Raw genomic sequence first — 24,667 nt, 5'->3', positions numbered from 1 at the left:
GAAAAACGGACAAAATTAGATATTTTAAGGTTGGATAAACGGAAAAACTGATGATTCAACGTAAAATCGACAACTATTTGGCTGATTTCTATGCAAAGCACAAGAACGCGTTGCTTGTGACCGGTGCCAGGCAAATCGGCAAGACCAGTTCCATTCGGGAGTTCGGAAGGACGCATTTCAAGCGTTTTGTAGAAATCAACTTCCTTGAATCTCCGTCTGCCAAGTCCGTGTTCGAAGGTGCTGATAGTTCAAACATCCTTTTACGCCTGTCGGCCTACGCCGAAACAAAATTGGTCAAGGGCGAAACCCTGATTTTCTTGGACGAGATCCAGGAATGCCCCGATGCCGTTACCGCAATCAAGTTTCTGGTTGAGGACGGGTCTTACCGTTATATTCTGAGCGGATCGCTTCTTGGAGTTGAACTCAAGGACATACGTTCCCTTCCTGTCGGTTTTTTAACCATCAAGGAAATGTACCCTCTGGATTTTGAGGAATTTGCAAGGGCGGTGGGCGTTCAGGCCGAGGTCCTGGATTCGGTACGAGCCGCTTTCGAGAACAAGGTGGAAGTTGATTCTGTAATCCACGAAAAGATGATGGAGATTTTCCGCCTGTATTTGGTTGTTGGTGGCATGCCCGCTGCAGTTGCCGAGTATTTAGAATCGAATAATATCCAAAACATATTGGAAATTCAACAGGGCATCATTGAATTGTACAAGAAGGACATTGCCAAGTACGACCCAGAAAACAAACTTTATCTGAACGAAATTTTTGACCTGATCCCGCCGGAACTGAATAACCAGAACAAGAGATTCATTCTAAAAAAATTGAACGAGAATATCAAATTTTCCCGTCATGAAAATTCCTTTATCTGGTTGAAAGAAGCAGGGGTGGCTCTCCCCGTTTACAACGTAGATGAACCTAAAATCCCCTTGCTCCTTTCGCGTTCGCGCAACTTGTTTAAGCTGTTCTTGAACGATGTCGGACTCCTTACTTGCCAATACGCGAACGGAATACAACTGAAAATCTTGAATGGTGAAAACGCCATCCATTTCGGTTCCGTTTATGAAAACGTGGCTGCGATGGAATTGAAAGCACACGGATTTGACCTTTATTATTTCAATAGCAAAAAACAAGGCGAACTGGATTTTGTCATTGAGCGGAATGGGCGTGTTCTCCCCATAGAAATCAAGTCGGGCAAGGATTACAAGCGGCACAATGCCTTAAAGAATGCCCTGGAAACGGTAAATTACGACATTCATGAGGCCGTCGTTTTCTGCAACGACAATCTCTGCGTCAAAGAAAAAGTCTTGTATTGCCCCATATACATGCTGATGTTCCTGAATAACGAAAAAATGGATTTGGGAACATACAAAGTAGATTTACGCGGACTAACCGAACATGCCAACCACGGCAAATCAAAGCGAAGAAACAAGAGCGGAGCAAAAGAACCTCCCAATGCGTCATTGCGAGGGTGTCCCGCCCAAGTTGAACTTGGAAAATTTTAACAAAGCTAATAAGGGATTCCGTCAGGTCGGTTGGTTAGCCCAATAGTCCTCACGTTCTCTTGTCGCATTATACAATTTTGTTCTTCGTTCTGCAAGTCGTTCCTCCATCTTTCCTGCGAAAACCTCGTCAGGAGTCAGGAATCCGATTGCGGAATGTAGCCGTTCCGAGTTGTAGTAATTGATCCAGTCCGACATTTTCCTCTTTGCATCGGAATAGTCCTGGTAAGCGTCACGACGGACTTCCTCCGCCTTGAGGGTCTTGTGAAAACGTTCCACTTTCCCGTTGCTTTGCGGATGGAAGGGAGATGTAGAGGTCTCCCTGAGTTCAAGTTTCGAAACCAGATCGAGGAAATCCTTCGAGGCGAACTGCTTCCCGTTATCGTGGATTATGCGGGCATGCGCATCGGGATGGAGTTCCTTCGCCCTGGTCACGAGAATTTCAACGTTCAAGCCTTCCATCGTGGAGAAAAGGTCCCAGACGAGAACCTTGCGGCTGAACCCGTCCAGGACGCAGGCGAAGTAGAAGAACACTCCGCAAACTCTGACGTAGGAATAATCCGTATGCCACTGTTCATTCGGACGTGTCGGCTGGTCGAACCCCTTTTTCCGCGCTTCCGCAGGAAAAGCCCATTTGCCGAAAAGGTTGTTCCTCTTCAGTATGTTGTAAACCGTCGATGGACGGGCGTATGCGATATCCCTGTCTACCATAAGCCAGGCCAGGTAGCGGTATCCATGCAGATGGTCCTTGTACTGTTTGCAGAAGTCGACGATGGCGCGAGTCTCTTCCGGGGTCATCCAGTTGGACTTCGGCGTATCGTGGTTATGCCGCGTTTCCGCCTTCCTCCGCGAAACCCAGTTGTTCCATGTACTTTGCGGGATTCCCAAAAAGGATACCAGCCTGGACGGGGCGATTCCCGTCCTTGCGTAAATGGCGTCGATTTCCGCAATGATGGCGGTCCGTTCGGAGAGGCTCATTTTCTTCTTTCCTAGGGACGGCCAGTTAATTTTTTTTTGAGGGCCAGGTTCTCCTGAGCGATGTCGGCGATGACGGCATCCTTGTCGGCCAGGGTTTTCTCGAGAGCGTCTATTTTACGCTGTTGCGCCTTTTCGGTTATGTCGGGGCGTTTCTGCTCGAAAATCCCCGTAGCGGATTCGAAAAGTACCTTCCTCCATTCGAGAATTTTGTTCGGATGTATCTTGTACTCGTCCGCAAGTTCAGATAAGCCCCTGCCCTTGAGGAGAATTTCGCTCAGGATTTTGACTTTGTCCTCCGCACTCAGGCGGCGACGTTTCTGTTTTTCAGGTTTATTTTCTTCTGCCATAAGGTGGCTCCTTGGTTGGAAATATACACCTTATTAGCTTCCTCAATTTTTTCCAAGTTGCGGTTAAGCGCTACAAGGGCGAAGCCCGTGGCAATCCAAGGAGGATGTTTTCTGATGGCTTGGCAGAAAGTGAAATTAGGCGATATTGCAATTGTTACATCGAGCAAAAGATTTCATTTGTCAGAAAGAAGTGATTCTGGTGTTCCCTTTTATTGTTCAAAGCAGATTATTCAAAAAGTCAGAGGGGAACTTGTCTCGGACTACGACTATATTCGTGAAGAATTTTACGAAAACGTAAAGAAGCAATATGGAGTTCCAGAACCAGGTGATTTGTTGATAACCACACGTGGCTCATATGGAGTTCCTTATATTTATAAAGACAACGATAAATTTTACTTTGCAGATGGAAATTTGACATGGTTGAAGGATTTCAAAGAAGACATTGATGTTAGATTTCTTTATTATTGGATTTGTTCACATGAAGGTCAAAAGAAAATAGATGCTATAGCAAAGGGGACCGCTCAAAAAGCCGTAACGATAGATGGTATAAAAAATTTAGAGATTTCTGTTCCGTCTTTTAAAACGCAAAAACGCATTGCCGACATCCTTTCCGCCTACGATGACCTAATTGAAAACAACCAGAAGCAAATAAAACTCCTCGAAGAAGCCGCCCAACGCCTCTACAAACAATGGTTCATCGACCTCCGCTTCCCCGGCTACGAAACCATCAAAATCGTAGATGGACTGCCGGAGGGGTGGAGGAAAGTTACTCTTGGAAGTGCTCTTTCTAAGATAACAACGGGATTAAACCCGAGAAAGAATTTTGTTTTAGGTCAAGGGAAAAATTTTTATGTAACCATAAAAAATATGGGTGATAACAATATTTATCTTGATGATAAATGTGACCGAGTAAATGATGAAGCCTTGGAAAAAATAAACAAACGATCTGATTTAAAAACTGGTGATATTCTTTTTTCGGGCATTGGCACAATAGGGCGAGTATATCTTATTGATATTCCAACAAATAATTGGAATGTTAGTGAATCAGTCTTTACAATGAGAGTAAACGAATGCGTGTCAAAAGAGTTCTTGTATTTAATGCTTTTATCTGACGACGTTCAATCTTATTGTGATCTGCATGCACATGGTGTTGCGCAACGAGGTATTCGTATGGCGGATTTAAAGACTCTATCCATAAAACTGTGTCATTCACCACCAAGCATCATTTGAAAAATGATGTAAATTGAGGAACTATGATGACACACGAAGAATATAAAGAGATGATCAAAAAAGCAGCATCTCAGTTCAAAACAGGAAAGCCAATTTTTGGCAAAGACGGAGCATTTCACCAAGTATTGGAAGATTTTTTGAATGCTGCATTAGAAGCGGAAATGGATGTTCATTTGGAAAAAACAAAGCCCGAAAATCGAGAAAATCGGCGCAATGGGAAAATGCCGAAAGAGATAAAAACGGCATACGGAGCAGTCCAAATAAACACGCCTAGAGACCGCGAAGGAAGCTTTAATCCTGAGATTGTGAAGAAACGTCAAACCGTGCTTGCCGAAGGTCTTGCAGACCGAATTATCGGCCTTTACGGACTCGGACAAAGTATGCGCGATATTCAAAAATATTTGGAAGATGATTTTGGCGAATACATTTCAGCCGATACCATTAGCAACATCACAGAACGCGTGTGGCCAGAGATTAACGAATGGAGAACGAGACGTTTAGAAACGGTTTATCCCATCGTTTGGATGGACGCAATTCATTACAAAGTAAAAGATGAATCAGGCATCGTAACAACGCGAGCAATTTACAATGTCATCGGTGTTGATTCAAATGGTTACAAAGATTTGCTAGGCATGTATGTGTCGCAAAGCGAGGGTGCAAAATTCTGGATGCAAGTCCTTTCCGATTTGAAAAATCGCGGAGTGGAAGACATTCTCATCGCTTGTGTAGACGGACTTTCAGGCTTTCCGGACGCAATAGAATCCGTGTTTCCAAAGACCAATGTTCAGTTGTGTGTAGTGCATCAAATTCGAAATTCACTCAAGTACATTAACGCAAAATCACAAAAAGAATTTTTGAAAGAACTGAAGTTAGTTTATGCGGCATCGACCAAAACGGAAGCCGAAATTGCACTAAAAAAATTAGAAGAAAATTGGGCAAAAAAATATCCAATCGTCATTCAATCTTGGAAAGAAAAATGGGATAAACTTTCGTGTTATTTTGATTATCCAAGTGAAATTCGTCGCATTATTTATACGACAAATACTGTCGAAGGTTATCATCGCCAAATTCGAAAAGTGACAAAAACAAAAGGTCTGTTTCCAAATGATGACTCGCTTGTAAAACTCGTGTACTTGGCGTATCGAAATATCAAAAAGAAGTGGAAAAAGCCATTGCAAAACTGGACAACTTGCGTACAAAAATTATCGATTCTTTTTGGTCAAAGATTTAATCCACTCAACTTAAATCAAATTCCAAAATGAATTTTCTCCGCCCCCAAACGGAAACACAAAAACTTTAATTGGATGATTTTTTTTCAAACAAGGAATGATAATTTTATCATTTCTTGTTATATTTGAATTGCTTCAAAAGGAGAAATTTGAAGTTGTCGCAAAGACAAAATCGAGTTGAAAAAACATCGCTTTGATTTTGCTTTTCGCTTCTTCAATTTTGAAATTTCAAAGCTCTTTTTTTAGCTAACAAAAACTAAATGACACAGTTTATTTGACAGAACCTCTGTTATCGCAAAAAATTCATCGTTAACCGTTTGAAGTTTTACATATTTCCTGCAAATTTCCAGATATTTGTCAAATAAGCCTTCAAAAGGAGTACTAAAATCGTATGATTCACTAAAACTGATAGGTTTTATCAGTTTTAGAACATTCGCACAGTCTTCTTTCGTGGTAAAATACTTCGTCACCTGGCCAACAAAAAAATCCAATAAATTTTCAAATAGTTGCCTATTGCGTTGTCCAGCATTTATAGAATTTCGGTTAGAAGACAAATCAAAAGTTGAATGCATTAATAACGGGAAAGGACTTTTTTTATCCAATATCGGGAAAAAGGTATACATGCATCCACGGAAATTCTCGTCAAAATTACAGGGGATGGCTATAGCGTATTTGGGACCAAATTTTCCATCATCTTCATCAAAGTAATAAAACACTCCAATCTCTTTTTCTTCACCTTGCACAAGTTTTTTCAGTGTAACTTTTTGCCTACCGCCATCGTTAATGCAATCTTTTTTGTACTCAATAGAATCTGTATCTGTCTTAAAAATAACATGGGTGACATTTCTTAAAAAAATCAGAGTATAAGCATCAAAAGCATTTACCTGATGCATTACCCCCATATCTTCTGTGTCATTGATGACATTTAGTTCAATGGTAGTATCAAAATCCTTTTCTTTTTGACAATCATCTTCCCATTCCGGGGTAGAAAGCATCGGAATGCATAGAGTAGGGTCTTTTTCACAGGCGGATTTTCGTCGCTAACGCGACTTAGGTTTGTAGTTTAACTTGCGTATAAATATACTCTAAAGGGGTCATAAAGTCAAGCCTTTTTCGAGGCCTGTTGTTCAGTTTATCCTGTATCCAGCGAACTTTCCGGGGAGAGATTCCCTTGAACGACTCCTTCTTGGGAAGATATTGGCGTATTAGACCGTTCATGTTCTCGTTGGCACCGCGCTCCCAGGAGTGGTACGGGTTCGCAAAGTAGTAATCCGCCTTCATAGCTTTCGCTATTTCTGCGTGACAGGCGAACTCCTTCCCGTTGTCCGAAGTGATTGTGAGAATCTTGACTTCGAACGTTTTCTCAAAGTCCTTCAGCGCCCTCACAAGCGTTCTCTTCAGGTCTTTCGCGTTCTTCGTCGGAAGATACCTTATCAGGCTGTAATTCGTCATCCTGTCGTTGATCGTGAGCAGGTTCGCGTCATGGTCCGCGCTGTTTATCAGGTCTATCTCGATGTCGCCTACGCGTGATTTCTCGTCCACGATTGCCGGACGTTCCTCGATGGGCACGCGGCCTACAATCTGGCCTCTCTTGTCCTTCTTCTCCCCGCGCTTACGGTATGGTTTCTTGCCGTGCCGCAAGTGCTTCTTCAGGTCCTCGTCCTTGTTCACATGCCTGTATATCGTGGCGACGCTAGGGACACCCATCCCATCGAGTTTCGCGCGTCCGTTCACCTGTTCGGGAGAGTAGTCTTCCTTGATTTTCCCGTCCACGATTTTCCAGTCGTCCTCGTCGTAGTCGTAATGCAGGTGACTTGTCGCGGCAAGGAGGTCTGCCCGTTCCTGCGACTTGACCGGGTCGTAATGCTGGCGGCCGCCGCCCCTGTTTAGTTCCCTGTAGATTGTGGATTTGTGGACCTTCAGCTGCAAGGCTATGTTTTTCGGGGGGATCTTTGCCGCATTGAGCGCTCGTATTTCGTATCTTTGTGCTTGGTTGAGACTCACCGCCATGTCCTTTTTTGGTAGAATCGGCAAGGTAGAAAAGTTTCGGCCAGGTTCCCCAGGGGCTAGCCCTAGGGAACTTTTTTTCTTCCCGATTCAACCTATATCAGTCGCATTGACGGTGAAAATTCGCGAGCTTTTTTTGCTTCCATGATGAGGGACTTTCAATAAATTACATTTTAATGCATTCGTCGAGTTTTGCATAATTCTGTAAAATTGCTTTTTATTGGCGTCTCCCGTAAACAAAAAAACTTTTCCATCATCTCTCTTGTATGAAAAAATAATTGACAATACATTTGCATCATAATTACGAAAACTATTGATTGCGTATATTAAATTATTCCCTCCATTAACATACAACCAAGCCAATCTAGCCAGCATTCGTTCAATAAAAAGGAGTGAATTTTCTTTAGATATTTGGTCCCGAGTTACATTTCGAATATCATCATAAATTGAATTAACAAAGACATCCTTTCCCCTAATTGGATTTTCTATACTTCGCAAAAAATTATCTATTGAAGATGCGTCGTCTTCAATGTCTGGCCAATAATTCCACGGATCTAACGGAGGATTCATAATTTGAATCAAACCTGAATATAACGACATGCCATCATATACAAATTTGACATTACCGGGAAAAGGAAAGTTCGGTCTACTTAAAAGTCGATTAATAATTGCCGAATATTCAGGAAAATAAGCCGGAACATAAAGCATGTTTATTCCTGCATTAGCACCAACAATCCCTCCATCCATATGATCCGCATGTGAATGAGAAATCATTAAATCAATATTTGAAGGTATTGTCCTTTTAAATTGCGATGTACCTAAATCAATGAACAAATCAATTCCATTTTCATTAATGGTTCTGTCAAATAAACTGTGTCATTTAGTTTTTGTTAGCTAAAAAAAGAGCTTTGAAATTTCAAAATTGAAGAAGCGAAAAGCAAAATCAAAGCGATGTTTTTTCAACTCGATTTTGTCTTTGCGACAACTTCAAATTTCTCCTTTTGAAGCAATTCAAATATAACAAGAAATGATAAAATTATCATTCCTTGTTTGAAAAAAAATCATCCAATTAAAGTTTTTGTGTTTCCGTTTGGGGGCGGAGAAAATTCATTTTGGAATTTGATTTAAGTTGAGTGGATTAAATCTTTGACCAAAAAGAATCGATAATTTTTGTACGCAAGTTGTCCAGTTTTGCAATGGCTTTTTCCACTTCTTTTTGATATTTCGATACGCCAAGTACACGAGTTTTACAAGCGAGTCATCATTTGGAAACAGACCTTTTGTTTTTGTCACTTTTCGAATTTGGCGATGATAACCTTCGACAGTATTTGTCGTATAAATAATGCGACGAATTTCACTTGGATAATCAAAATAACACGAAAGTTTATCCCATTTTTCTTTCCAAGATTGAATGACGATTGGATATTTTTTTGCCCAATTTTCTTCTAATTTTTTTAGTGCAATTTCGGCTTCCGTTTTGGTCGATGCCGCATAAACTAACTTCAGTTCTTTCAAAAATTCTTTTTGTGATTTTGCGTTAATGTACTTGAGTGAATTTCGAATTTGATGCACTACACACAACTGAACATTGGTCTTTGGAAACACGGATTCTATTGCGTCCGGAAAGCCTGAAAGTCCGTCTACACAAGCGATGAGAATGTCTTCCACTCCGCGATTTTTCAAATCGGAAAGGACTTGCATCCAGAATTTTGCACCCTCGCTTTGCGACACATACATGCCTAGCAAATCTTTGTAACCATTTGAATCAACACCGATGACATTGTAAATTGCTCGCGTTGTTACGATGCCTGATTCATCTTTTACTTTGTAATGAATTGCGTCCATCCAAACGATGGGATAAACCGTTTCTAAACGTCTCGTTCTCCATTCGTTAATCTCTGGCCACACGCGTTCTGTGATGTTGCTAATGGTATCGGCTGAAATGTATTCGCCAAAATCATCTTCCAAATATTTTTGAATATCGCGCATACTTTGTCCGAGTCCGTAAAGGCCGATAATTCGGTCTGCAAGACCTTCGGCAAGCACGGTTTGACGTTTCTTCACAATCTCAGGATTAAAGCTTCCTTCGCGGTCTCTAGGCGTGTTTATTTGGACTGCTCCGTATGCCGTTTTTATCTCTTTCGGCATTTTCCCATTGCGCCGATTTTCTCGATTTTCGGGCTTTGTTTTTTCCAAATGAACATCCATTTCCGCTTCTAATGCAGCATTCAAAAAATCTTCCAATACTTGGTGAAATGCTCCGTCTTTGCCAAAAATTGGCTTTCCTGTTTTGAACTGAGATGCTGCTTTTTTGATCATCTCTTTATATTCTTCGTGTGTCATCATAGTTCCTCAATTTACATCATTTTTCAAATGATGCTTGGTGGTGAATGACACAGTTTTATGGATAGAGTCTAACAGAAGGGTTGATATTAAACGATGGTTATCCGAAGCATTTTAAGGGTCCTCAATTTGAGAAGTTGATAAAGTATTGTGACGATAATGACTTTTTGCAGGTGCTGTTGGGGAATAGTTCTTGCTACTCGCAAGAGGATCTCTTTGAAAAAATCAATGCTCAGGGAAAAGAAAAAGAATCTTTGGACGAAGATTTTATTTGTGAAAATGTTGAAACTTTTGACTGGTGGGTTAGAAAGTTTGGGGCAGAAAAGGAACTGCCGCATGTGCTACTGGATCAAAAAGGGAATTGGCTATCAAAGGGTACAAGGTGTTTGTTCCCCAAAGATAGTGATAATAAGGATTTAGATAGTGATGACAAGAAGATTGAATTGCCGGAATGGGCTGAATTAAAAATTCTAGATGAAGACTATTGTAAAGCGTTGGTTGATTATACTTGCACTCAATATCCCGATGATATTCAGAAGATCAGAAACTCCTTCAAATCTGACAAACCGCCCAGCAAAAAGCGTTGCGTAATAGAATTCTACAAGGAAAAAAGTCCCATTATTTTTAAGGAATATTCTGCCGCCAATTTGGTATCTCCGCTAAATGCTTTGGTTGGCGATGACTTGGACCGGTGTATACGACTGCTTGAATGGTTGTTCCAATATCAAGATGAAATTTTTCAAGGAAAACTGGAAAATATATCGTTCAAGTTGCCTGATAGTGATTTAAACTTAAAAATGGCGGAAAAACTTTATTTTGGAACTGACTATGGAGAAGAATACTCCATAACTGAATCGCTTTTCCGTTCATCGACCGATTTTGCACGCCTTTGCGCTCCTAGCTGGTTTGAGTTTGCTACGCAAGAAGGTGACTTAGAAAGTTTGAAAGAATTGCTGATTAAAATGGATGTTCGAAAACGGCCTCCCATATATATTGTTAATTAATAGTGTCCGCTAAAAGTTAATCAATTTCGTAGAAAAGTTATAAAAAAAGACGGTTCCCGATAATCGAGAGCCGTCACTTTTGGTATCGTTTTAAATAACCACAAATAAAAGGAACCAAAAGCAGTATGAAAGATAGCAACTTTAGCGGACAGCCGGTATTTTCCCAGATAATGAAGCTTATTCCCAAGAACCTTGTCCTGTCCCTATCTAGACAGAACGGCGGGGAACGCTATGTCAAGAAGTTCGATGCGTACCAGCATTTGCTTGTGCTCTTGTTTTCCGTCATGGAGCAGTACAAGTCCATCAATCAAATCTTGCTGGGGCTCGAAGCGGAATCGAGACGGCTAGTCCACGCCGGACTTACGGAGATCCCCAAAAGAAGCACATTCGCTGACGCGAACGGACGGAGACCGGCCGCGATATTCGAACGGCTCTACCATGAGTTGCACAAGAAGTACGAGCACTGTTTAGCGGACAGCCGGGACTATTTTTGGTCCAAAAGGCTTTATGTCATGGACTCGACGACTGTCTCCCTCTTCACCGACGTGATGAAGGGTGCCGGCAGGAACCCGAAGCTGGGCAAGAAGAAGGGCGGAGTCAAGGCGCACACCGTGATGAAGGATTCGTCTGGAGCGCCGGAGTTCGTCATCGTGACCCCGGCAGCGAAACATGACAGCACTGAACTCAAGAAAGTCAAGCTTCCCTCGGAATCATTTCTTGCTATAGACAGGGCATACATCGACTACAAGTTGTTCGAGAGCTTCTCCAAAAAGAAAACGACCTACGTGACCAGGATGAAGAAGAACCTCAAGTACGACCATGTGTCGGACAACCCCGTTTCAGACAACATACTTCGGGACGAGAATGTCCAATTTCATTTTGTCTCCCGCAAGAAGGAGCGAGTTCACAGGGCCCGCATAGTCGAACATTATGTCGAGGAGACGGGAAAGACATGGCGGCTGCTTACGAACAACAATGAACTTCCTGCCAAGGAAATAGTCGAAATTTATCGAAGACGCTGGCAGATAGAAACCTTCTACCGCAGTCTCAAGCAGAATTTTCCGCTTCATTTCTTTTACGGAGACAGCGAGAATGCGATCCGGATACAGATCTGGATAGTAATGATAGCTAACCTGCTGACAGCCATTGTTCGTGCGCAGACAAAAAGGAAGCTGAGTTTCTCCAGCACGGTTCTGCTGATACGCCAGTGTGCAACCTACTACGTAGACCTGTACAAACTCCTGGAATCTCCAATAAAGGCTGTAAGGGATGCATACGTCGGTGGACTCGCTCCACCGCAATCACAGCAGTCATTCCTGTCCCAACTGAACTGAGGGGGGCTCGTATTTTGAAATAAGTCCCGTTTTCCTTGAAAACGGGACGTTTTGGGGATTATGAATTCATGAATTAAAGTTTAGCGGATAACAATAATTGTTAATCATATAGAACAAACACCTTTTTCGATAGGATTTCGGGATTATCTTTATGGAGAAATGTCTTCGCATGATTCAGAAGTAGATTACACTTTTGATTATTATTTTGGGGATGCCACACAGTTGAGATATGTAAATTTTTGTTTTTTAAAAGATCCGGATCCAAAAGACGTTTTTCAATGGTTGCTTGAAATAGAGAATGATTTTGTTTTTTCAAATAGAGACTACGTTTACTTCAAAGAGCGACGTAGAAAATCTTACAATTTCAGATCGTTTAGTTATTTGCATTTCTTTCTCAGAAATGCAAAATGGCTGAAAATAAACGGTTCGTACTATTCTTTAAATGAATGCTTTTTGACGGATGACAAGTATCTTAAAACGATATTGCCATCGTGTGTTTCGCAGCAGGAATTAAAAAGATGGTCTAAAAATAGTTCTATGATGAAGGAAATAAAAAAGTTCCTTCAAAAAATGGATGTCCCTGATAGTTTTGTTTCCTTGCCATCAGATACCTTATACGGACTATTGATTAAACTATCAGAAGAAAATTCACGTGAAGCAAAAGATATTACTCGAAGAATCTATCGTCAATGTTTTGCATTAGATGATATTGAACGAATAACAGCCAGTTCTAATAATAGAACGAAATTTATGAACGACGGCCTTGTTTTAAGCAAGAATGACGGCCAGTTCCATCACCATTCCGAAGTTTACTTTTCAAATAAGGTTGAGGTCAATATTTCTCAGAAATTCCTGTTAGATATGCCCTTGCGAACAGGAAGCTCGGAAAATGCAAAAAAATTATTTTTTGTGGAAAAGTTTACGGAAAACGCTACTTTGCATGATTATGAGAAAGCGGATGCGGATACTGAATTTCAAAATAGATTTCAGGATTATCGTCCTCTAGTCTATTGCTATCGCCGTGATTCGGCAACGGAGCAAGAGAAGAGGGTTTTCAAGGAATGGTCTATTCATTTGGCGTCAAGCATTTCTCTTTCTGAGGAATCGAATGTAGGGCAAGATATTCCAGATTTTGCCGTTTTACAAAGTGGAACTAAAGAATGGGTTATCAAGGTTCCGTCCATTGATTTTGATGACATCATAGAATCACAGAAGAATGCTCTTTTTGATTCTTTAGAGCAAATCCTTTCAATAATTTTAAAATCTGAGAATAGCGATTTTCTCCAGAAATTGGTGAGCTTTTTCTTTGCCAATGAAAATGATAATATACACATAATAAAAAAAGATTTTGGTGATTATGAGGCGACGATAAGAGGATGCCGCGATGAATTGTATGGCTATTCTTCTTATGAAATTGATTTAGAGAATTATTTAAAGGAGAAAGGGCTCTGGAAGGATGGCCTAAAAGAAAGAATAGCTTCAATAGACTTTTCTCCTTGGAATTCTGATTTTGAGAATCGTGAAAAAATAAAGAATCTGCTAAATGAATTACAGGTGCCTCTGCACGATTTTGAGGAGATAATGGGCGAACATTATTCCTTTAAGGAATTAAATGAATGGAGCCTAAGGAAATGCTTTAAAAAAGAAAAGCCTAAATTTGTTTCTGCTTTATGGAGAGAATGTTCTGAAACAGAGGAGCGAAAGAAGACTTTTGAAAGAGAAAAACAATCTTTGGAAGACGACTTGTTGGAAGAGATTGAATTTGAAACTTTAAATTTTGATGCAGAAGAAACTTTGTCAAAGGCATATAATCAACGTTTTGGTCAAGACATAAGTGTGGCTGAAATTATAGATGTTGATGCGTTATATTCTGAAAATTTCAAAAAAATGGAAATTGAGACTGGTATTGATATAAACGGTTTCTTCAAACACAATGTGGAATACAAAAGCCTTCTCTTTTTTGATGTTGAACCAACGAAAAGTTGTTTAAAACAGTGGATAGAGGAAAAGAATAAAAATAAAAGGGCTGGAGAGCAAAGTAGAACAAAACCTTTGCCGAAAATTGTTGTGCAGGTTGTTCCTCCGTACGTAAAGCCACCTGAGAGAAAAGGTGACATTAAGAAAAAGAAATCCGGTAGAACAGTTTCGTCAGACGAATTAGGACAACAGGTTCTAGAAAATGAAAAAATTGGTATGCGGGCCGAAAAAATTGTGTATTCAGAGTTGAAAAAGATTATAGAGAATGATCCCGAGGCCAGTTCTGATTTGAAAAGCGCTCTTTGTTCTCCATTTGAATTAGTGGGCGCCAAGTTAGATTGGAGATCAGGTAATGCAGAAAAAGAGGGTAAGCCAAACTGTGACGATGCTTTGGGCTATGATATGGAAATATGCGGCCCCAATGGCGAGATGCTTTATATTGAAGTGAAAGGCTCTAGGGGCAATAAATGTGTCTTCTTTATGTCAGATAATGAAGTTGCGGTAGCCTCTGAAAAAAGAAAGGATTATCGCGTTATATTCGTTGGAAATGTGGATGGAGAACCCGCTTTCCCAAGTGTATTGCCTTCAGATTTTCTTTCAAAAGACGATTATTGCAAAGAAAAAAATGTATTGTATCGAATATTTAAAGTAAAAAATACGGATAAACTTCTATAGTTTACCGACTATTTGACGTTACAATTTTTAAAGGATTTTTGTTTATGCCCACTCCTAAATTCCCCATATCCCATGTCCTTGTGGACTGCGAAAATGTCGGGCTGAACGGCCTGACCGACCTTGTCGTGAATACGGACGGCTCTCCGCTAAAGTTCGTGCTGTTCCACAATTCCACGAACAAGATAAACCTTTCGCTTACGCAGCTGAAGGATTTCGGCTACGCCCTGAACGAGGGTCGCGTCGAACTTGTGGAACTTGCGATTCCCGAGAAGATGACCAAGAAGCAGGCCGAAAATGCGCTCGACTTCTACATCGCATTTTACATGGGCCAGGTGATGCCCCGCGAACCGTTCAACAGCCATTGCGTGATTCTTTCGAAAGATCACGACTACGACCCGCTCGTCCTGCACGTGCAAAAGCAGTTCGGCGAAGACCGCTGCGAACGCGTGGAATCGTACGAGGAACTGGCGAAACGCCTGGGGCTAATCGCGAAGCCACAGGAAGCGAAAAAGGTCGCTGCGCCCAAGAAGCCCGCTCCGCAACCGGCGAAGGCCGCGAAAAAGGCTACGCCACAAAAGGCATTTGACTTGCAAAAGTCTCTCGAAAAGGCGAAGGCGAATCTGAAGGGTATGTCAAAGAATCCGCCCACCACCAAGGCCAAGTTGCAGAAGACGCTAAAGAACTGGTTCGCTGCAGAAAAGCTGACCGAAGCAAATATTCAAAGCCTGATAGACTCCCTCCAAACCGCAGGCTTCCTGGAACTCTCGAAAACCAATCAGGTCAAATATAAATGATTGCGGTAAAAACATGAATAACTCATTTTGTCACTTTGTGTCAAGTCGATGGAGCTATATTTAGGTAGAATAGAAATCCTGAACGGCGATAAAAGTGGCGATAAAAAATAATGTCTGATGTCTTTATCATAGATGCCAGTTGCAGTGTCCCGTACGGATTTCCTACGGGCACTATGCTGATGCAGAATTTGAAAAATTTCGACTACGGCAGAAAATTTCCTAGAAAAAATTATAGCGATGGTGATATTTTCCTAGTTGACTACATCAGGGGATACGAGACCGTGACGGAATGCAGACAAGGTCGCCTAGGTCGGACTAATTCAACTAAGAAATCAATTTTTTCTGTTGGAAAAAGTGAACCACTTTACTCGCTGACCTTAGCGAGAAACTACTTCGCTTTAAAAACCCAAAAGCGATACAATATATAGCTGACCACGATATAAGCCAAATTCGCCAAAACATTGGCGACATAGCCCGCGCTAAAATAATTTCCCGCTGCCGGCACCGCTTCTTTCAGCGATTCCAGAACAAATAAATTCACCAGATAGGCGCAACAAAAGACGATGGCAAATCGAAGCATTTCTTTGGATTTTCGATTTTTGCTTTTAAAATTCCACGAGCGATTCATGATATAAGAATTGATACCGCCCGCGACAAAACCCAAAAAATTGGAAAGTTCCAAATTCCAATGGAAACATTCATATAAAATCCAAACGACAACAAAAGTAATCGCCGTATTGACAATTCCAATGAGATTATAACGAATAAAATGCCGCATATTTTCGCCTAGGAACGCGCGGAAAAACGATTGCGGAAATCGCGTTCGATTTCTTCCGAGCCCGGAATTTCACGATGGCGCATCAGCAATTTCCCGTCACAAATAACGGTGTCGATGACCGAGGAATTTGCCGCATAAACCCAATTGGAAACGACATCTCCCGTCGCAAAACACGGCTCATCCAAATTCAGCAAAAGCGCATCGGCGAGTTTTCCTTCGGCGATAACGCCGGCATTCAGGCCAAAGGCTTCTGCACCATTCCGCGTGGCCATTTTCAAAGTTTCCGTCGCCGAAAGAACCGTCGGATCGCCCGAAGTCATTTTAGCGAGCAGCGATGCGAATTTCATTTCTTCCCGCATATCCAAATTGTTGTTCGACGCTGCACCGTCCGTCCCCAACGCGACGCGAATACCGTGTTCCAAAAAGCGTTTCATTTGAAATGTTCCGCTGGAAAGTTTCATATTGGAGCAAGGATTGTGCGCACAAGTCGCTTTGCGTTTTGAAAGGATTTGCAAGTCTTTTTCCGAAACGTGAACCAGATGCGCCGCCACCGTCCGCTCCGAAATCAATCCCAAGGAATCCAGATATTCCACCGGAGAAAGTCCGTTTGTCGGCGTAACGCTGCGATTTTCTTCGCCAACCGTTTCGGCGACGTGAATGTGAAGCGGCAAATGGAAACGCTCCGAGTACTCCGCGCAGCGTTTCAGGGATTCTGCGGAATTCGTATAGATGGCATGGGGCGCCACCGCAAGGCGGATCCTGTCCGAATACGCCGAGATGTTTTCTTCGATAAAACGGAAATTTTCATCGGAATCCTTTTTGAGAACGTCGGCAAAAGTCACGCCGATGCAAGCCCGAACGCCCATTTCGCGCGCCGCCCGAGCCGTTTCCGTCCGATGCCAATACATATCGGCAAAGAACACCGTACCCGAACGGATCATTTCCAAAATGGCAAAGCGAGAGGCGACATAGACGTCTTCGGCAGAAAGCTTCGCCTCCCGCGGCCAGATATACTTTTCCAACCAGACCTGAAGAGGAACGTCGTCGGAAAGTCCGCGGCAAAAAGTCATTGCCGCATGGGTGTGCGTATTGTAAAAAGCGGGAACGATTGCCCGATGCGAACCGTCTATTTCCATCGCATCAGGTTCCGTCGTCCGAAGCGTTCCTGCCGGAGCGATTGCCTTAAAAACATTGCCTTCAATCAGAACGTCGGAAAATCGATTGTCCAAAAGAACGGAGCGAATTAGTATCTGATTCATTTCAATTTACCGCCAGAAAAATTCCGTTTTTAGCCATTTCAAAACCCGACAAACACCAAGACATAGCAGAAGAAATTCCCATTGCGCAAAGCCTTGCCGTAAGCGGAATCCAAAACACATTGGAAAATAAAATGGCAGAATAAGAAAATACAAAACCGTAAAGTTGCAAATCCGTCTGATATGGGCGCGTCGTTCGCAAAACACAGATCAGATGAAATGCCAAAAAAAAGCCGACGAAAATCCGCGCGACGGATCGGGCTTCGGGAATCAGAATCAACGAAAGCAGCGAACACCAAAATGCAAACAGCGGGAACGAATAGGGAGCAAGCGCAATAATCGGATTTAAATCGCCGTTAAAAGTCACCAGTCCGCCTTTTTTCGCATGAGCCGAAAAAGATTCCACTTTATGAAAGCAAAGGAGCGCAAAAAAAGTATGATTCAATTCATGGTAAAAAGTCTCGGCAAATTCCAGATTGCGCCGCAAAAAAACAAAAAGAATCCGAAGCGCAATGTAGAGCAACACGCCGATACATTCAAACCGGTATATTTGAAAGCAATCCCCGTCAATGCCTTTCCACAAAACAACGCCGAAAGCCGCCGTCAGCAAAAGAAATAACGCCGAAGAACTGTAAAGAATCAACGTCCGCATCAGGGATTCATATCCAGCGAATCCAATTCCTTTTTCAGCATTTCATCGACAGCTTTCAGACTGTCCATTTCGGCATTCACCTTGTCTATTTGCGTTTGAATTTGCTGCAATTCATTTTGTTTGCGAACGATTTCCTTTTCCGCTTCTTTGTCGGAGCAAGCGGACAAGCAAAGCAAGCCCGCAAGAACGAATAAAATTTTACGCATCATCAAATCCTCGTCCAAAAAATTTAAACAATTCTGCGCAGAAAGTAACCGGAGGTCTATGCTCAATGAGGAGAAGCGCGCTTTGCTCGCAATGACGGGATGGCTGCAAAGATTACTTCGCCATTGTGTTTGGCGTTTTTCCATTTGCCCAAACTCTCGCTGACAATTTTTGAGTGTTTTTCCGGTTTCCCACAACCCCGCTGGGGATTTTTCGTCATTGCGAACCCCACAGGGGTGAAGCAATCCTTTTTTTGCAGACAGGATTGCCACGACGCTATCGCGCCTCGCAATGACGTACCGCTGGCTTGGATTGCCTCGGCGTTATCGCGCCTCGCAATGACGGGAAACCCGCACAGATTGCCACGGTGCTATCGCGCCTCGCAATGACGAGATGCCAGCAAGGATTGCTTCGGCGGCGCATCCCTGAAACTAGGAATCTCTGATTCCATAGTTGAAGTATCCCTGCAAGGGACAATTCGTCTAAGGGAACAAGTTCCCAAGGCTCATGGGCAGGCGAGTACCTCGCGGCCCGCGAGAAGAAATTCACCTTGTGAAAGAGAGTTCCAGTTTGAAAAAAATTCCCCCTTTGAAAAAAATGCTTGCGAAAGTTTAGCGTAGGATTGTACATAATTCCCATATTTTTGCCGCCCCAAAAGCGCACTCTTCATTTCTCCGCTTTTTCCATTCATCCAGCGGAGCGATAAATGTAGGTGATTTTTGCGTGAGGGATAGTGACCCGAACGGGCGGAGACGCGACGGAGCGGCTCCGTTGCACTTGGCGACATCCCGTGCGCATTTATTTTTCCGATTTGTCGCTTAGTGCAATATAGCCCGACCCGGCGGAAATTCACGTTCCGCATTGTTTCTAGCCGGGGCACGCCCAAAAATTTGCACTTTATTTTGAAGAATTCGCCGTCATGTAGCCGACATCCATTCCGCGAACCGGATAGAGGGAAATGCCGTTTTCGCTTTGCACAATCGCGACTCCCGAAAGATAATTCGCCCAACGTCCGCTTTCATAAAATCGCAAGTCGATTTGCCGATTCGTCGCATAGACCAGCAAGGGTTCCAAAAGCACGTCGTGAGAGACCAAGACGCTGACGCGTTTCCAGTCGGGAATGTTCGGGACGATATTTTCCTGAACAAATTGCGCGCCCCGTTCAAACAAATCGTAAAAATGCGCATTGACAAGCGACGCCAAATTTTCGTTCATTTTCGGATCCGCATACGCCCAGCGGGAAATGATTTTCCAGGTCCCGCCGCGATTTTTGGCAAACTTGTCCAAGCTGTCCGATGGAACTTTCAAAAAATAGCCGCCGTCGATGCCTTCCCAAGTCTGCGCTTCTGCATCCGATTCGCCACGGCCCAAAGCGATTTGCCGGCAGGTTTCGCGGGTCCGCACAAAATCGGTCGATGCGTAGAAAAAACTTTCCGATTCGCCGACAAGTTTTTCTCCTAAAGAGCGAGCCGCCGCTTTGCCATTTTCCGTCAAATCCGAAAGTCGCCCAAGGCTGTCTTCCCGCTCCGCATGGCGAATGACGAAAACGATTTTGCTCGTTGCCGGGGTAGCCTTGTAAATTTCTTCCATCGCATAAAATCCATCAGCATCGGGAACTATCGGCAAAGCATCCGGCGAAGAGGCAGAACTCCATTCGCCTTCCGATTCCGAAGAAGCGGGAATTTCTGCCGACGAACTTTCCAACACGAACGAGGATGAAGAAAAATCCGATGTCTGCGACGAAGAGAACGGCAAATTTTCATCCGAAGCCGAACTGGAAGAATCTCCGCACGCAGCTAAAAACACAAAAGGAAAAATCAAAATTCCGATTTTATGCATAAGTTTCCTTTGACGTTAAAGAACATTGGCAATATAAATTCATTCGGCACGGGCGTTCTGCTGGCGATGTCGAAAACAAGCCGCCAAACTCCCGCTATATATCGCTCCGATTTTTGAAAATGAATTTTGCAAAATCGCCAGTCGTCAAATTTTTCTACTTTCCTCTGCAAATGCGAAATTCTCCAAAATTCGAACTGATGCTCCCTGTAGGCGACAAGGATATGTTTTACGCCGCTGTGAAAAATGGGGCGAACGCCGTCTATCTGGGGGCTCCTCGCTGGAACGCCCGCGGACGTTCTCTGGATTTTTCGTTCGATGATTTGCGGGAAATGATTCGCTATGCGCGCATTCGCCGTGTCCGCACCTTCCTCGCTATGAACATCCTCGTCTTCGAAGACGAAATTGACGCGCTGACAGAGTACATCGAAAATCTCGCCGCTCTGGAACCCGACGCCATCATCGTTCAGGATGTCGGATTGATGCGGCTTTTTCAATCCATCGCCCCCGAAATGGAAATCCACGCTTCCACGCAAATGACCATCGCCTCTGCCGAAGGGGTCGAAATGGCAAAGCGCCTGGGTTGTACAAGGGCGGTTCTCGCTCGGGAACTCTCCCTGGAAGACATTCGGAAAATCGCCGGACGCAAATCTTTGGAACTGGAGGTTTTTGTACACGGCGCACTCTGCGTTTCCTTTAGCGGGCAATGCCTGACCAGTGAAAATATCGGTGGACGTTCCGCCAATCGCGGGCAATGCGCACAAAGTTGCAGACTCCCCTATCAAATGATTGTCGATGGGAAAAAGCAAAATTCATACGGGAAAAATTACCTGTTCAGTCCCAGAGACCTTTCCGCTCTCGACGACATGGACGAGCTAAAATCCATCGGCATCAAGGCTTTTAAAGTGGAAGGGCGACTGAAAAGCCCGGAATACGTAGCTGCTGTCACTCGGGCTTTCCGAGAAAAAATCGACTGCGGCAACGTCCGCCCGGAGCTGCGTGAACCGTTGGAAGTCCTATTTTCCCGCGGGCTCGGCCCCGGCTGGCTCCACGGCGTAGATCAGCAAAATCTGGTCAATGGCTTTTTTTCAAATCATCACGGGCAATTCCTTGGCAACGTGAAACGCGTCGATCACAAACACGTTTTCGTGGAAGGAAACCACCATCTTGAAGCGGGCGACGGCATTCTTTTTGAAAATCCGGGAGAAGAAAATTCCGTCGGCGGACGCCTGTTCGCCCATCAATCCGTAAACGGCAGCACCCGAATGGAATTCGGCAACGCTTTTGATTTGCGCCGCATTCAAACAGGGATGAGCGCCTTCCGCAACGACTCGCCCGCTATCGAAAAAAGGCTGGGCAAGACTTTTGCAAATCGGGAAAACGAACGGCAATTCCCCATCCGGATTCGTCTTTGCGGCCAATTCGGGAAGCCTCTGACCCTGGAACTCCAAGACGACGAAGGCAACACTGCGCAAGCGCAATCCGAAGGTCTTCTTGAAAGAGCCCAAAACCCGCGGGACAACGTCGAAGCACTGCAAAAGGAACTTTCGGCATTGAGCGGCACCGCCTACTTTGCAGAGAGCATCCGTATCGAAATCCCCAGCGACGCCTTTATACTCAACAAGGAAATTCGGCACCTGCGAAAAGAAGCCGTCGAAGCGCTTGACCGTAAACGCCTTCACAGCCAGCCGCCCAAAGCCTCTGCCGACGACGGAAAATCCTTACTTTCTCACGCCCGCTGTGCGCACCAATCCGCCCCCCAAAGCAGAGCGCAAATCACCGTTCTCATCCGACGTCCGCAACAGCTCCACGATTTGGCGGGCAAAGACATCGACCGCGTCATTCTCGATCTGGATTGGGGAGTGGACTGTCAAAAGCCCATGGAACTCGCCCGCTCTTTCGGATTCCAAGTGGGAATCGCCACCATCCGGGTACTCAAAGAAGGCGAAACGCGAAACTTAAAAAAAATCGTAGAGTTCAAGCCGGACTTTATCCTTGTCCGCAATCCAGGCGCACTACTCTACCTGCAATCTTCCGGAATACCGCTGGAAGGCGATTACAGCTTGAACATTTCCAACGTCCTTTCGGCGGAGTGGTTTTTGGAACAAGGGCTGCGCTCCCTGCACCCGTCCCTGGATTTAAATGCGAAGGGAACCGAACGCCTGCTCGAAAATTTCGGCGGTTCCCATTTTGAACTTTCGGTTTTTCTCCACTTGCCCGCTTTCTATATGGAGCATTGCCTTTACGCCGCCCATCTGACGGAAGCGATTCGCTTTCCCTATTGTAAACAGGCCTGCGCCAAGCACCACATCGACATCGTGGATCACAAGGGAGCCCGCCATTCCCTCGTTCCCGACGCGGAATGCCGCAATACGCTCTATTTGGAACAGCCGCAATCCGCCCTAAATCTGGTCTCCCTATTTGCCAAACGGGGAGTCTATCGATTTCGGTTGGAAATGCTCGAAGAAAGCTCCTCCGAAACCGCAGACAAGATCCGCCTTTATACAGAAGCCATCCGGGGAAGGCTTCCCTTCGATACCGCCGCAAAACTCATCGGCGCCGAAGAAAAATACGGAATCGCCCAAGGGCAGCTTTTTCACACCGACGTATGGCAAAACCGAAAAAAAGCGTAAGTTTTTATTTTCTGGCACCTCTATTTAGAGAGAATCTTCATTTAAAATCTTTGTTTTTTGCGCCAAAATCGGCATTTTTTCGACTTTTTTAAATTAATTTGTATTCAAACGACGGATTTTTCAAAATTCTTTCTATATTTGCGGGCGTTAATCAAACAAGAGGTATCTTCAATGTCCACAGTTATCCGTCTCGCTCGTTTTGGCAAGCGTCACCACTCTGTTTATCGCGCCGTCGTCATCGACAACCGCAAAGCGCGCAACGACAGTTTTATCGAACAGGTCGGCTTCTACGATCCGAACCTCAAGCAGCCCAACATCTCTTTCGATCAGGAAAAAGTTTTGAAGTGGCTCAAGACCGGTGCGCAACCGTCTGACACCGTCCGTTCCCTTCTGAAGAAAGTCGGCATCCTCGATCTCTTCCACGAAATCAGGGCAGGCCGTTCCATTGAAGGTAAGACCGCGACTCCTCGTCCGGACAAGCAGAAAAAAGCCAAGCTCGGTCCTAAGGCAAAAGCCCGTATCGAAGCGGAAAAGGCCGCCAAGGAAGCTCCTCAAGCCGAAGAAGCTCCGCAGGCTTAATTTTTTCAACTTCAAGGCAGAACCCTGTGCCGCAATTCGCACGGGGTTTTCTTTTGAAGAATATGGCAAACGTTATCGACAACAAAGATTTGGTCGTCATCGGACACTTGATGCGCCCCCACGGTTTCAAGGGCGAAATCAAATGCGCTCCACAAACGCACGACCTGCAACGCTGCAAACGGTTGGCAACGGTTTATGCGCTTGCCCCCAAAGCGGTTCTCCCTATTGAAGTCGAAAACGTGCGGTTGGCCGGAAACATCTGGATTTTCAAATTCAAAGGCTACGATTCTTCGGAATCCCTGAAAGAACTTGTCAATGCAGACATTGGCGTCCCGATGAGCGAACGCATTCCCGCGCCCGTCGGCCAGTATTATTTTTCGGATCTGGAAGGTTTCTCCATTATCGGAGACGCCGGTCAGGAAATCGGAAAAGTCCTTTCGGTGGAATCCCTTCCCAGCGTAAACGCCTTTCGTTTTACATATAAAGGAAGCGAAATCCTCGCCCCATGGATTAACGAATGCGTCCGCGAAATCGATGAAAACGGCAAGAAAGTCCGCATTTCGGAAGAATTCCTTGCCAAGCTTTTCGACATGAGGGTGAAATGAAAATCGACTGCATCACCATTTTCCCCGAAATGTTCTCCCCGCTGGAGCACTCCATTGTCGGCAGGGCGCAAAAGAACGGACTGTTCTCGTTTCATCCGATATACCTTCGGGACTTCGCCATCAACGACTACGGTCAAGTGGACGATTCTCCCTACGGAGGCGAACCGGGCATGGTGCTCCGACCAGAACCGCTGGCTGCAGCCATCCGAAGCACTCGGGTCAAAGAAGATGGCGGCAAAGTCATCTACCTGACGGCGGACGGAGTCCCCTTTACGCATCAGATGGCAGCGGCTCTTTCTCAAGAAGAACACCTGACGCTGGTTTGCGGGCATTACAAGGGAATCGATGAGCGCATCCGCGAAAATTATGTCGATATGGAAATTTCCATCGGCGATTTTGTGGTCAGCGGCGGCGAAATTCCGGCAATGCTCCTTATCGATGCGGTCGTGCGCCTGCTTCCCGGAGCCCTCGGTCACAAGGAATCCGGCGAAACCGACTCCTTCGCGCAAGGTCCCCTGGGCTGGCCCGTCTATACCAGACCCGAAGTTTTTGAAGGCAAATCCGTCCCCGAAGTGCTCCTTTCTGGGCACCACAAGCGGATTTCCGAGTGGAGAAGGTCGAAATCTTTAAAAAGAACGCAAGAAAGACGCCCCGACATCTACGAAAAACTGCAAATAGATACTAAATTTGGCACACAATAACAG

22 protein-coding genes are annotated in these 24,667 nt (G+C 44.3%); 11 read left to right on the top strand and 11 right to left on the bottom strand.

Annotation, left to right across the window (positions count from 1 at the left end):
* Window positions 1-50: 50 nt before the first annotated feature.
* Window positions 51-1,505: an ATP-binding protein gene (locus BGX14_RS12790; RefSeq protein ID WP_095880080.1), complete on the top strand. Its 1,455-nt coding sequence runs from the start codon at window positions 51-53 to the stop codon at window positions 1,503-1,505.
* A gap of 21 nt (window positions 1,506-1,526) precedes the next feature.
* On the opposite strand, the gene BGX14_RS12785 is transcribed toward BGX14_RS12790, so the two are convergent.
* Together BGX14_RS12785 and BGX14_RS12780 are read right to left on the bottom strand one after the other, a co-directional pair.
* Window positions 1,527-2,480 (bottom strand): DDE-type integrase/transposase/recombinase, encoded by a 954-nt coding sequence (locus BGX14_RS12785; protein WP_095878958.1) that lies wholly within the window; start codon window positions 2,478-2,480, stop codon window positions 1,527-1,529.
* Between the two features lie 11 nt (window positions 2,481-2,491).
* Window positions 2,492-2,827, bottom strand: a complete 336-nt coding sequence (locus BGX14_RS12780; RefSeq protein ID WP_095878959.1) for a transposase — start codon at window positions 2,825-2,827, stop codon at window positions 2,492-2,494.
* 114 nt (window positions 2,828-2,941) lie between these two features.
* Between BGX14_RS12780 and BGX14_RS12775 the strand changes: the two genes are divergently transcribed.
* The gene (locus tag BGX14_RS12775) at window positions 2,942-4,057 is read left to right on the top strand and encodes a restriction endonuclease subunit S (protein WP_095880372.1); all 1,116 of its coding nucleotides are present in this window, start codon (window positions 2,942-2,944) and stop codon (window positions 4,055-4,057) included.
* A gap of 26 nt (window positions 4,058-4,083) precedes the next feature.
* The gene (locus tag BGX14_RS12770) at window positions 4,084-5,319 is read left to right on the top strand and encodes an IS256 family transposase (protein WP_095879753.1); all 1,236 of its coding nucleotides are present in this window, start codon (window positions 4,084-4,086) and stop codon (window positions 5,317-5,319) included.
* 209 nt (window positions 5,320-5,528) lie between these two features.
* Here BGX14_RS12770 and BGX14_RS12765 read toward each other — a convergent pair whose 3' ends face one another.
* The 4 genes from BGX14_RS12765 to BGX14_RS12750 form a co-directional block, all read right to left on the bottom strand.
* The gene (locus BGX14_RS12765; RefSeq protein WP_095880079.1) at window positions 5,529-6,281 is read right to left on the bottom strand and encodes a hypothetical protein; all 753 of its coding nucleotides are present in this window, start codon (window positions 6,279-6,281) and stop codon (window positions 5,529-5,531) included.
* Between the two features lie 55 nt (window positions 6,282-6,336).
* Window positions 6,337-7,296 (bottom strand): IS30 family transposase, encoded by a 960-nt coding sequence (locus BGX14_RS12760; protein WP_095878741.1) that lies wholly within the window; start codon window positions 7,294-7,296, stop codon window positions 6,337-6,339.
* A gap of 87 nt (window positions 7,297-7,383) precedes the next feature.
* The gene (locus BGX14_RS12755; RefSeq protein ID WP_143394148.1) at window positions 7,384-8,127 is read right to left on the bottom strand and encodes a hypothetical protein; all 744 of its coding nucleotides are present in this window, start codon (window positions 8,125-8,127) and stop codon (window positions 7,384-7,386) included.
* Window positions 8,128-8,400: 273 nt separating this feature from the next.
* Complete coding sequence (locus BGX14_RS12750) at window positions 8,401-9,636, bottom strand: IS256 family transposase (protein ID WP_095879753.1); 1,236 nt, start codon at window positions 9,634-9,636, stop codon at window positions 8,401-8,403.
* A gap of 83 nt (window positions 9,637-9,719) precedes the next feature.
* On the opposite strand from BGX14_RS12750, the gene BGX14_RS12745 reads away from it, so the two are divergent.
* The 4 genes from BGX14_RS12745 to BGX14_RS12730 all read left to right on the top strand — a co-directional run bounded on the left by BGX14_RS12745 (window position 9,720) and on the right by BGX14_RS12730 (window position 15,420).
* Window positions 9,720-10,640, top strand: a complete 921-nt coding sequence (locus BGX14_RS12745) for a hypothetical protein (protein WP_095880078.1) — start codon at window positions 9,720-9,722, stop codon at window positions 10,638-10,640.
* Between the two features lie 125 nt (window positions 10,641-10,765).
* Window positions 10,766-11,974 carry an IS4 family transposase gene (locus tag BGX14_RS12740; RefSeq protein ID WP_095878730.1) on the top strand — a complete coding sequence of 403 codons (1,209 nt, stop codon included), beginning with the start codon at window positions 10,766-10,768 and terminating at the stop codon, window positions 11,972-11,974.
* A 159-nt stretch (window positions 11,975-12,133) separates the two neighbouring features.
* Window positions 12,134-14,626 (top strand): DUF3883 domain-containing protein, encoded by a 2,493-nt coding sequence (locus BGX14_RS12735; protein ID WP_095880077.1) that lies wholly within the window; start codon window positions 12,134-12,136, stop codon window positions 14,624-14,626.
* A gap of 44 nt (window positions 14,627-14,670) precedes the next feature.
* Window positions 14,671-15,420 (top strand): PIN domain-containing protein, encoded by a 750-nt coding sequence (locus BGX14_RS12730; protein WP_095880076.1) that lies wholly within the window; start codon window positions 14,671-14,673, stop codon window positions 15,418-15,420.
* Between the two features lie 388 nt (window positions 15,421-15,808).
* On the opposite strand, the gene BGX14_RS12725 is transcribed toward BGX14_RS12730, so the two are convergent.
* From BGX14_RS12725 to BGX14_RS12700, 5 genes are all read right to left on the bottom strand, one after another.
* Window positions 15,809-16,198 (bottom strand): GtrA family protein, encoded by a 390-nt coding sequence (locus tag BGX14_RS12725; RefSeq protein ID WP_095880075.1) that lies wholly within the window; start codon window positions 16,196-16,198, stop codon window positions 15,809-15,811.
* Window positions 16,199-16,206: 8 nt separating this feature from the next.
* Complete coding sequence (locus tag BGX14_RS12720; protein WP_095880074.1) at window positions 16,207-17,457, bottom strand: amidohydrolase; 1,251 nt, start codon at window positions 17,455-17,457, stop codon at window positions 16,207-16,209.
* A gap of 1 nt (window position 17,458) precedes the next feature.
* Window positions 17,459-18,106, bottom strand: coding sequence for a M50 family metallopeptidase (locus BGX14_RS12715; protein ID WP_073302302.1), 648 nt, complete (start codon window positions 18,104-18,106; stop codon window positions 17,459-17,461).
* Window positions 18,106-18,315, bottom strand: a complete 210-nt coding sequence (locus tag BGX14_RS15375; RefSeq protein WP_078776044.1) for a hypothetical protein — start codon at window positions 18,313-18,315, stop codon at window positions 18,106-18,108. The genes BGX14_RS12715 and BGX14_RS15375 overlap by 1 nt, the downstream gene beginning before the upstream one ends.
* 892 nt (window positions 18,316-19,207) lie before the next feature.
* Window positions 19,208-20,116, bottom strand: a complete 909-nt coding sequence (locus BGX14_RS12700) for a histidine phosphatase family protein (protein WP_158223325.1) — start codon at window positions 20,114-20,116, stop codon at window positions 19,208-19,210.
* 203 nt (window positions 20,117-20,319) lie between these two features.
* Here BGX14_RS12700 and BGX14_RS12695 point away from each other — a divergent pair, with 203 nt between their 5' ends.
* The 4 genes from BGX14_RS12695 (at window position 20,320) to trmD (ending at window position 24,664) form a co-directional block, all read left to right on the top strand.
* Complete coding sequence (locus BGX14_RS12695; RefSeq protein WP_095880371.1) at window positions 20,320-22,779, top strand: U32 family peptidase; 2,460 nt, start codon at window positions 20,320-20,322, stop codon at window positions 22,777-22,779.
* Between the two features lie 171 nt (window positions 22,780-22,950).
* Window positions 22,951-23,358, top strand: a complete 408-nt coding sequence (gene rpsP, locus BGX14_RS12690) for a 30S ribosomal protein S16 (protein ID WP_078776046.1) — start codon at window positions 22,951-22,953, stop codon at window positions 23,356-23,358.
* Between the two features lie 62 nt (window positions 23,359-23,420).
* Window positions 23,421-23,963, top strand: coding sequence for a ribosome maturation factor RimM (gene rimM, locus BGX14_RS12685; protein ID WP_143394247.1), 543 nt, complete (start codon window positions 23,421-23,423; stop codon window positions 23,961-23,963).
* Window positions 23,960-24,664, top strand: a complete 705-nt coding sequence (gene trmD, locus BGX14_RS12680; RefSeq protein WP_095880070.1) for a tRNA (guanosine(37)-N1)-methyltransferase TrmD — start codon at window positions 23,960-23,962, stop codon at window positions 24,662-24,664. Before rimM ends, trmD begins: the two co-directional genes overlap by 4 nt.
* The last annotated feature ends 3 nt before the right edge of the window (window positions 24,665-24,667 follow it).

Source organism: Fibrobacter sp. UWS1, from assembly GCF_002300445.1.
Classification (GTDB): domain Bacteria; phylum Fibrobacterota; class Fibrobacteria; order Fibrobacterales; family Fibrobacteraceae; genus Hallerella; species Hallerella intestinalis.
This window is presented reverse-complemented; position numbering and strand designations above follow the sequence as displayed.

What these genes read in the sequence shown, in the direction of transcription:
- BGX14_RS12790 (WP_095880080.1), top strand. Translation starts at nt 51, where the DNA reads ATGATTCAACGTAAAATCGACAACTATTTGGCTGATTTCTATGCAAAG.
- BGX14_RS12785 (WP_095878958.1), bottom strand. Translation starts at nt 2,480, where the DNA reads ATGAGCCTCTCCGAACGGACCGCCATCATTGCGGAAATCGACGCCATT.
- BGX14_RS12780 (WP_095878959.1), bottom strand. Translation starts at nt 2,827, where the DNA reads ATGGCAGAAGAAAATAAACCTGAAAAACAGAAACGTCGCCGCCTGAGT.
- BGX14_RS12775 (WP_095880372.1), top strand. Translation starts at nt 2,942, where the DNA reads ATGGCTTGGCAGAAAGTGAAATTAGGCGATATTGCAATTGTTACATCG.
- BGX14_RS12770 (WP_095879753.1), top strand. Translation starts at nt 4,084, where the DNA reads ATGACACACGAAGAATATAAAGAGATGATCAAAAAAGCAGCATCTCAG.
- BGX14_RS12765 (WP_095880079.1), bottom strand. Translation starts at nt 6,281, where the DNA reads ATGCTTTCTACCCCGGAATGGGAAGATGATTGTCAAAAAGAAAAGGAT.
- BGX14_RS12760 (WP_095878741.1), bottom strand. Translation starts at nt 7,296, where the DNA reads ATGGCGGTGAGTCTCAACCAAGCACAAAGATACGAAATACGAGCGCTC.
- BGX14_RS12750 (WP_095879753.1), bottom strand. Translation starts at nt 9,636, where the DNA reads ATGACACACGAAGAATATAAAGAGATGATCAAAAAAGCAGCATCTCAG.
- BGX14_RS12740 (WP_095878730.1), top strand. Translation starts at nt 10,766, where the DNA reads ATGAAAGATAGCAACTTTAGCGGACAGCCGGTATTTTCCCAGATAATG.
- BGX14_RS12735 (WP_095880077.1), top strand. Translation starts at nt 12,134, where the DNA reads ATGTCTTCGCATGATTCAGAAGTAGATTACACTTTTGATTATTATTTT.
- BGX14_RS12730 (WP_095880076.1), top strand. Translation starts at nt 14,671, where the DNA reads ATGCCCACTCCTAAATTCCCCATATCCCATGTCCTTGTGGACTGCGAA.
- BGX14_RS12725 (WP_095880075.1), bottom strand. Translation starts at nt 16,198, where the DNA reads ATGCGGCATTTTATTCGTTATAATCTCATTGGAATTGTCAATACGGCG.
- BGX14_RS12720 (WP_095880074.1), bottom strand. Translation starts at nt 17,457, where the DNA reads ATGAATCAGATACTAATTCGCTCCGTTCTTTTGGACAATCGATTTTCC.
- BGX14_RS12715 (WP_073302302.1), bottom strand. Translation starts at nt 18,106, where the DNA reads ATGCGGACGTTGATTCTTTACAGTTCTTCGGCGTTATTTCTTTTGCTG.
- BGX14_RS15375 (WP_078776044.1), bottom strand. Translation starts at nt 18,315, where the DNA reads ATGATGCGTAAAATTTTATTCGTTCTTGCGGGCTTGCTTTGCTTGTCC.
- BGX14_RS12695 (WP_095880371.1), top strand. Translation starts at nt 20,320, where the DNA reads ATGCGAAATTCTCCAAAATTCGAACTGATGCTCCCTGTAGGCGACAAG.
- rpsP (WP_078776046.1), top strand. Translation starts at nt 22,951, where the DNA reads ATGTCCACAGTTATCCGTCTCGCTCGTTTTGGCAAGCGTCACCACTCT.
- rimM (WP_143394247.1), top strand. Translation starts at nt 23,421, where the DNA reads ATGGCAAACGTTATCGACAACAAAGATTTGGTCGTCATCGGACACTTG.
- trmD (WP_095880070.1), top strand. Translation starts at nt 23,960, where the DNA reads ATGAAAATCGACTGCATCACCATTTTCCCCGAAATGTTCTCCCCGCTG.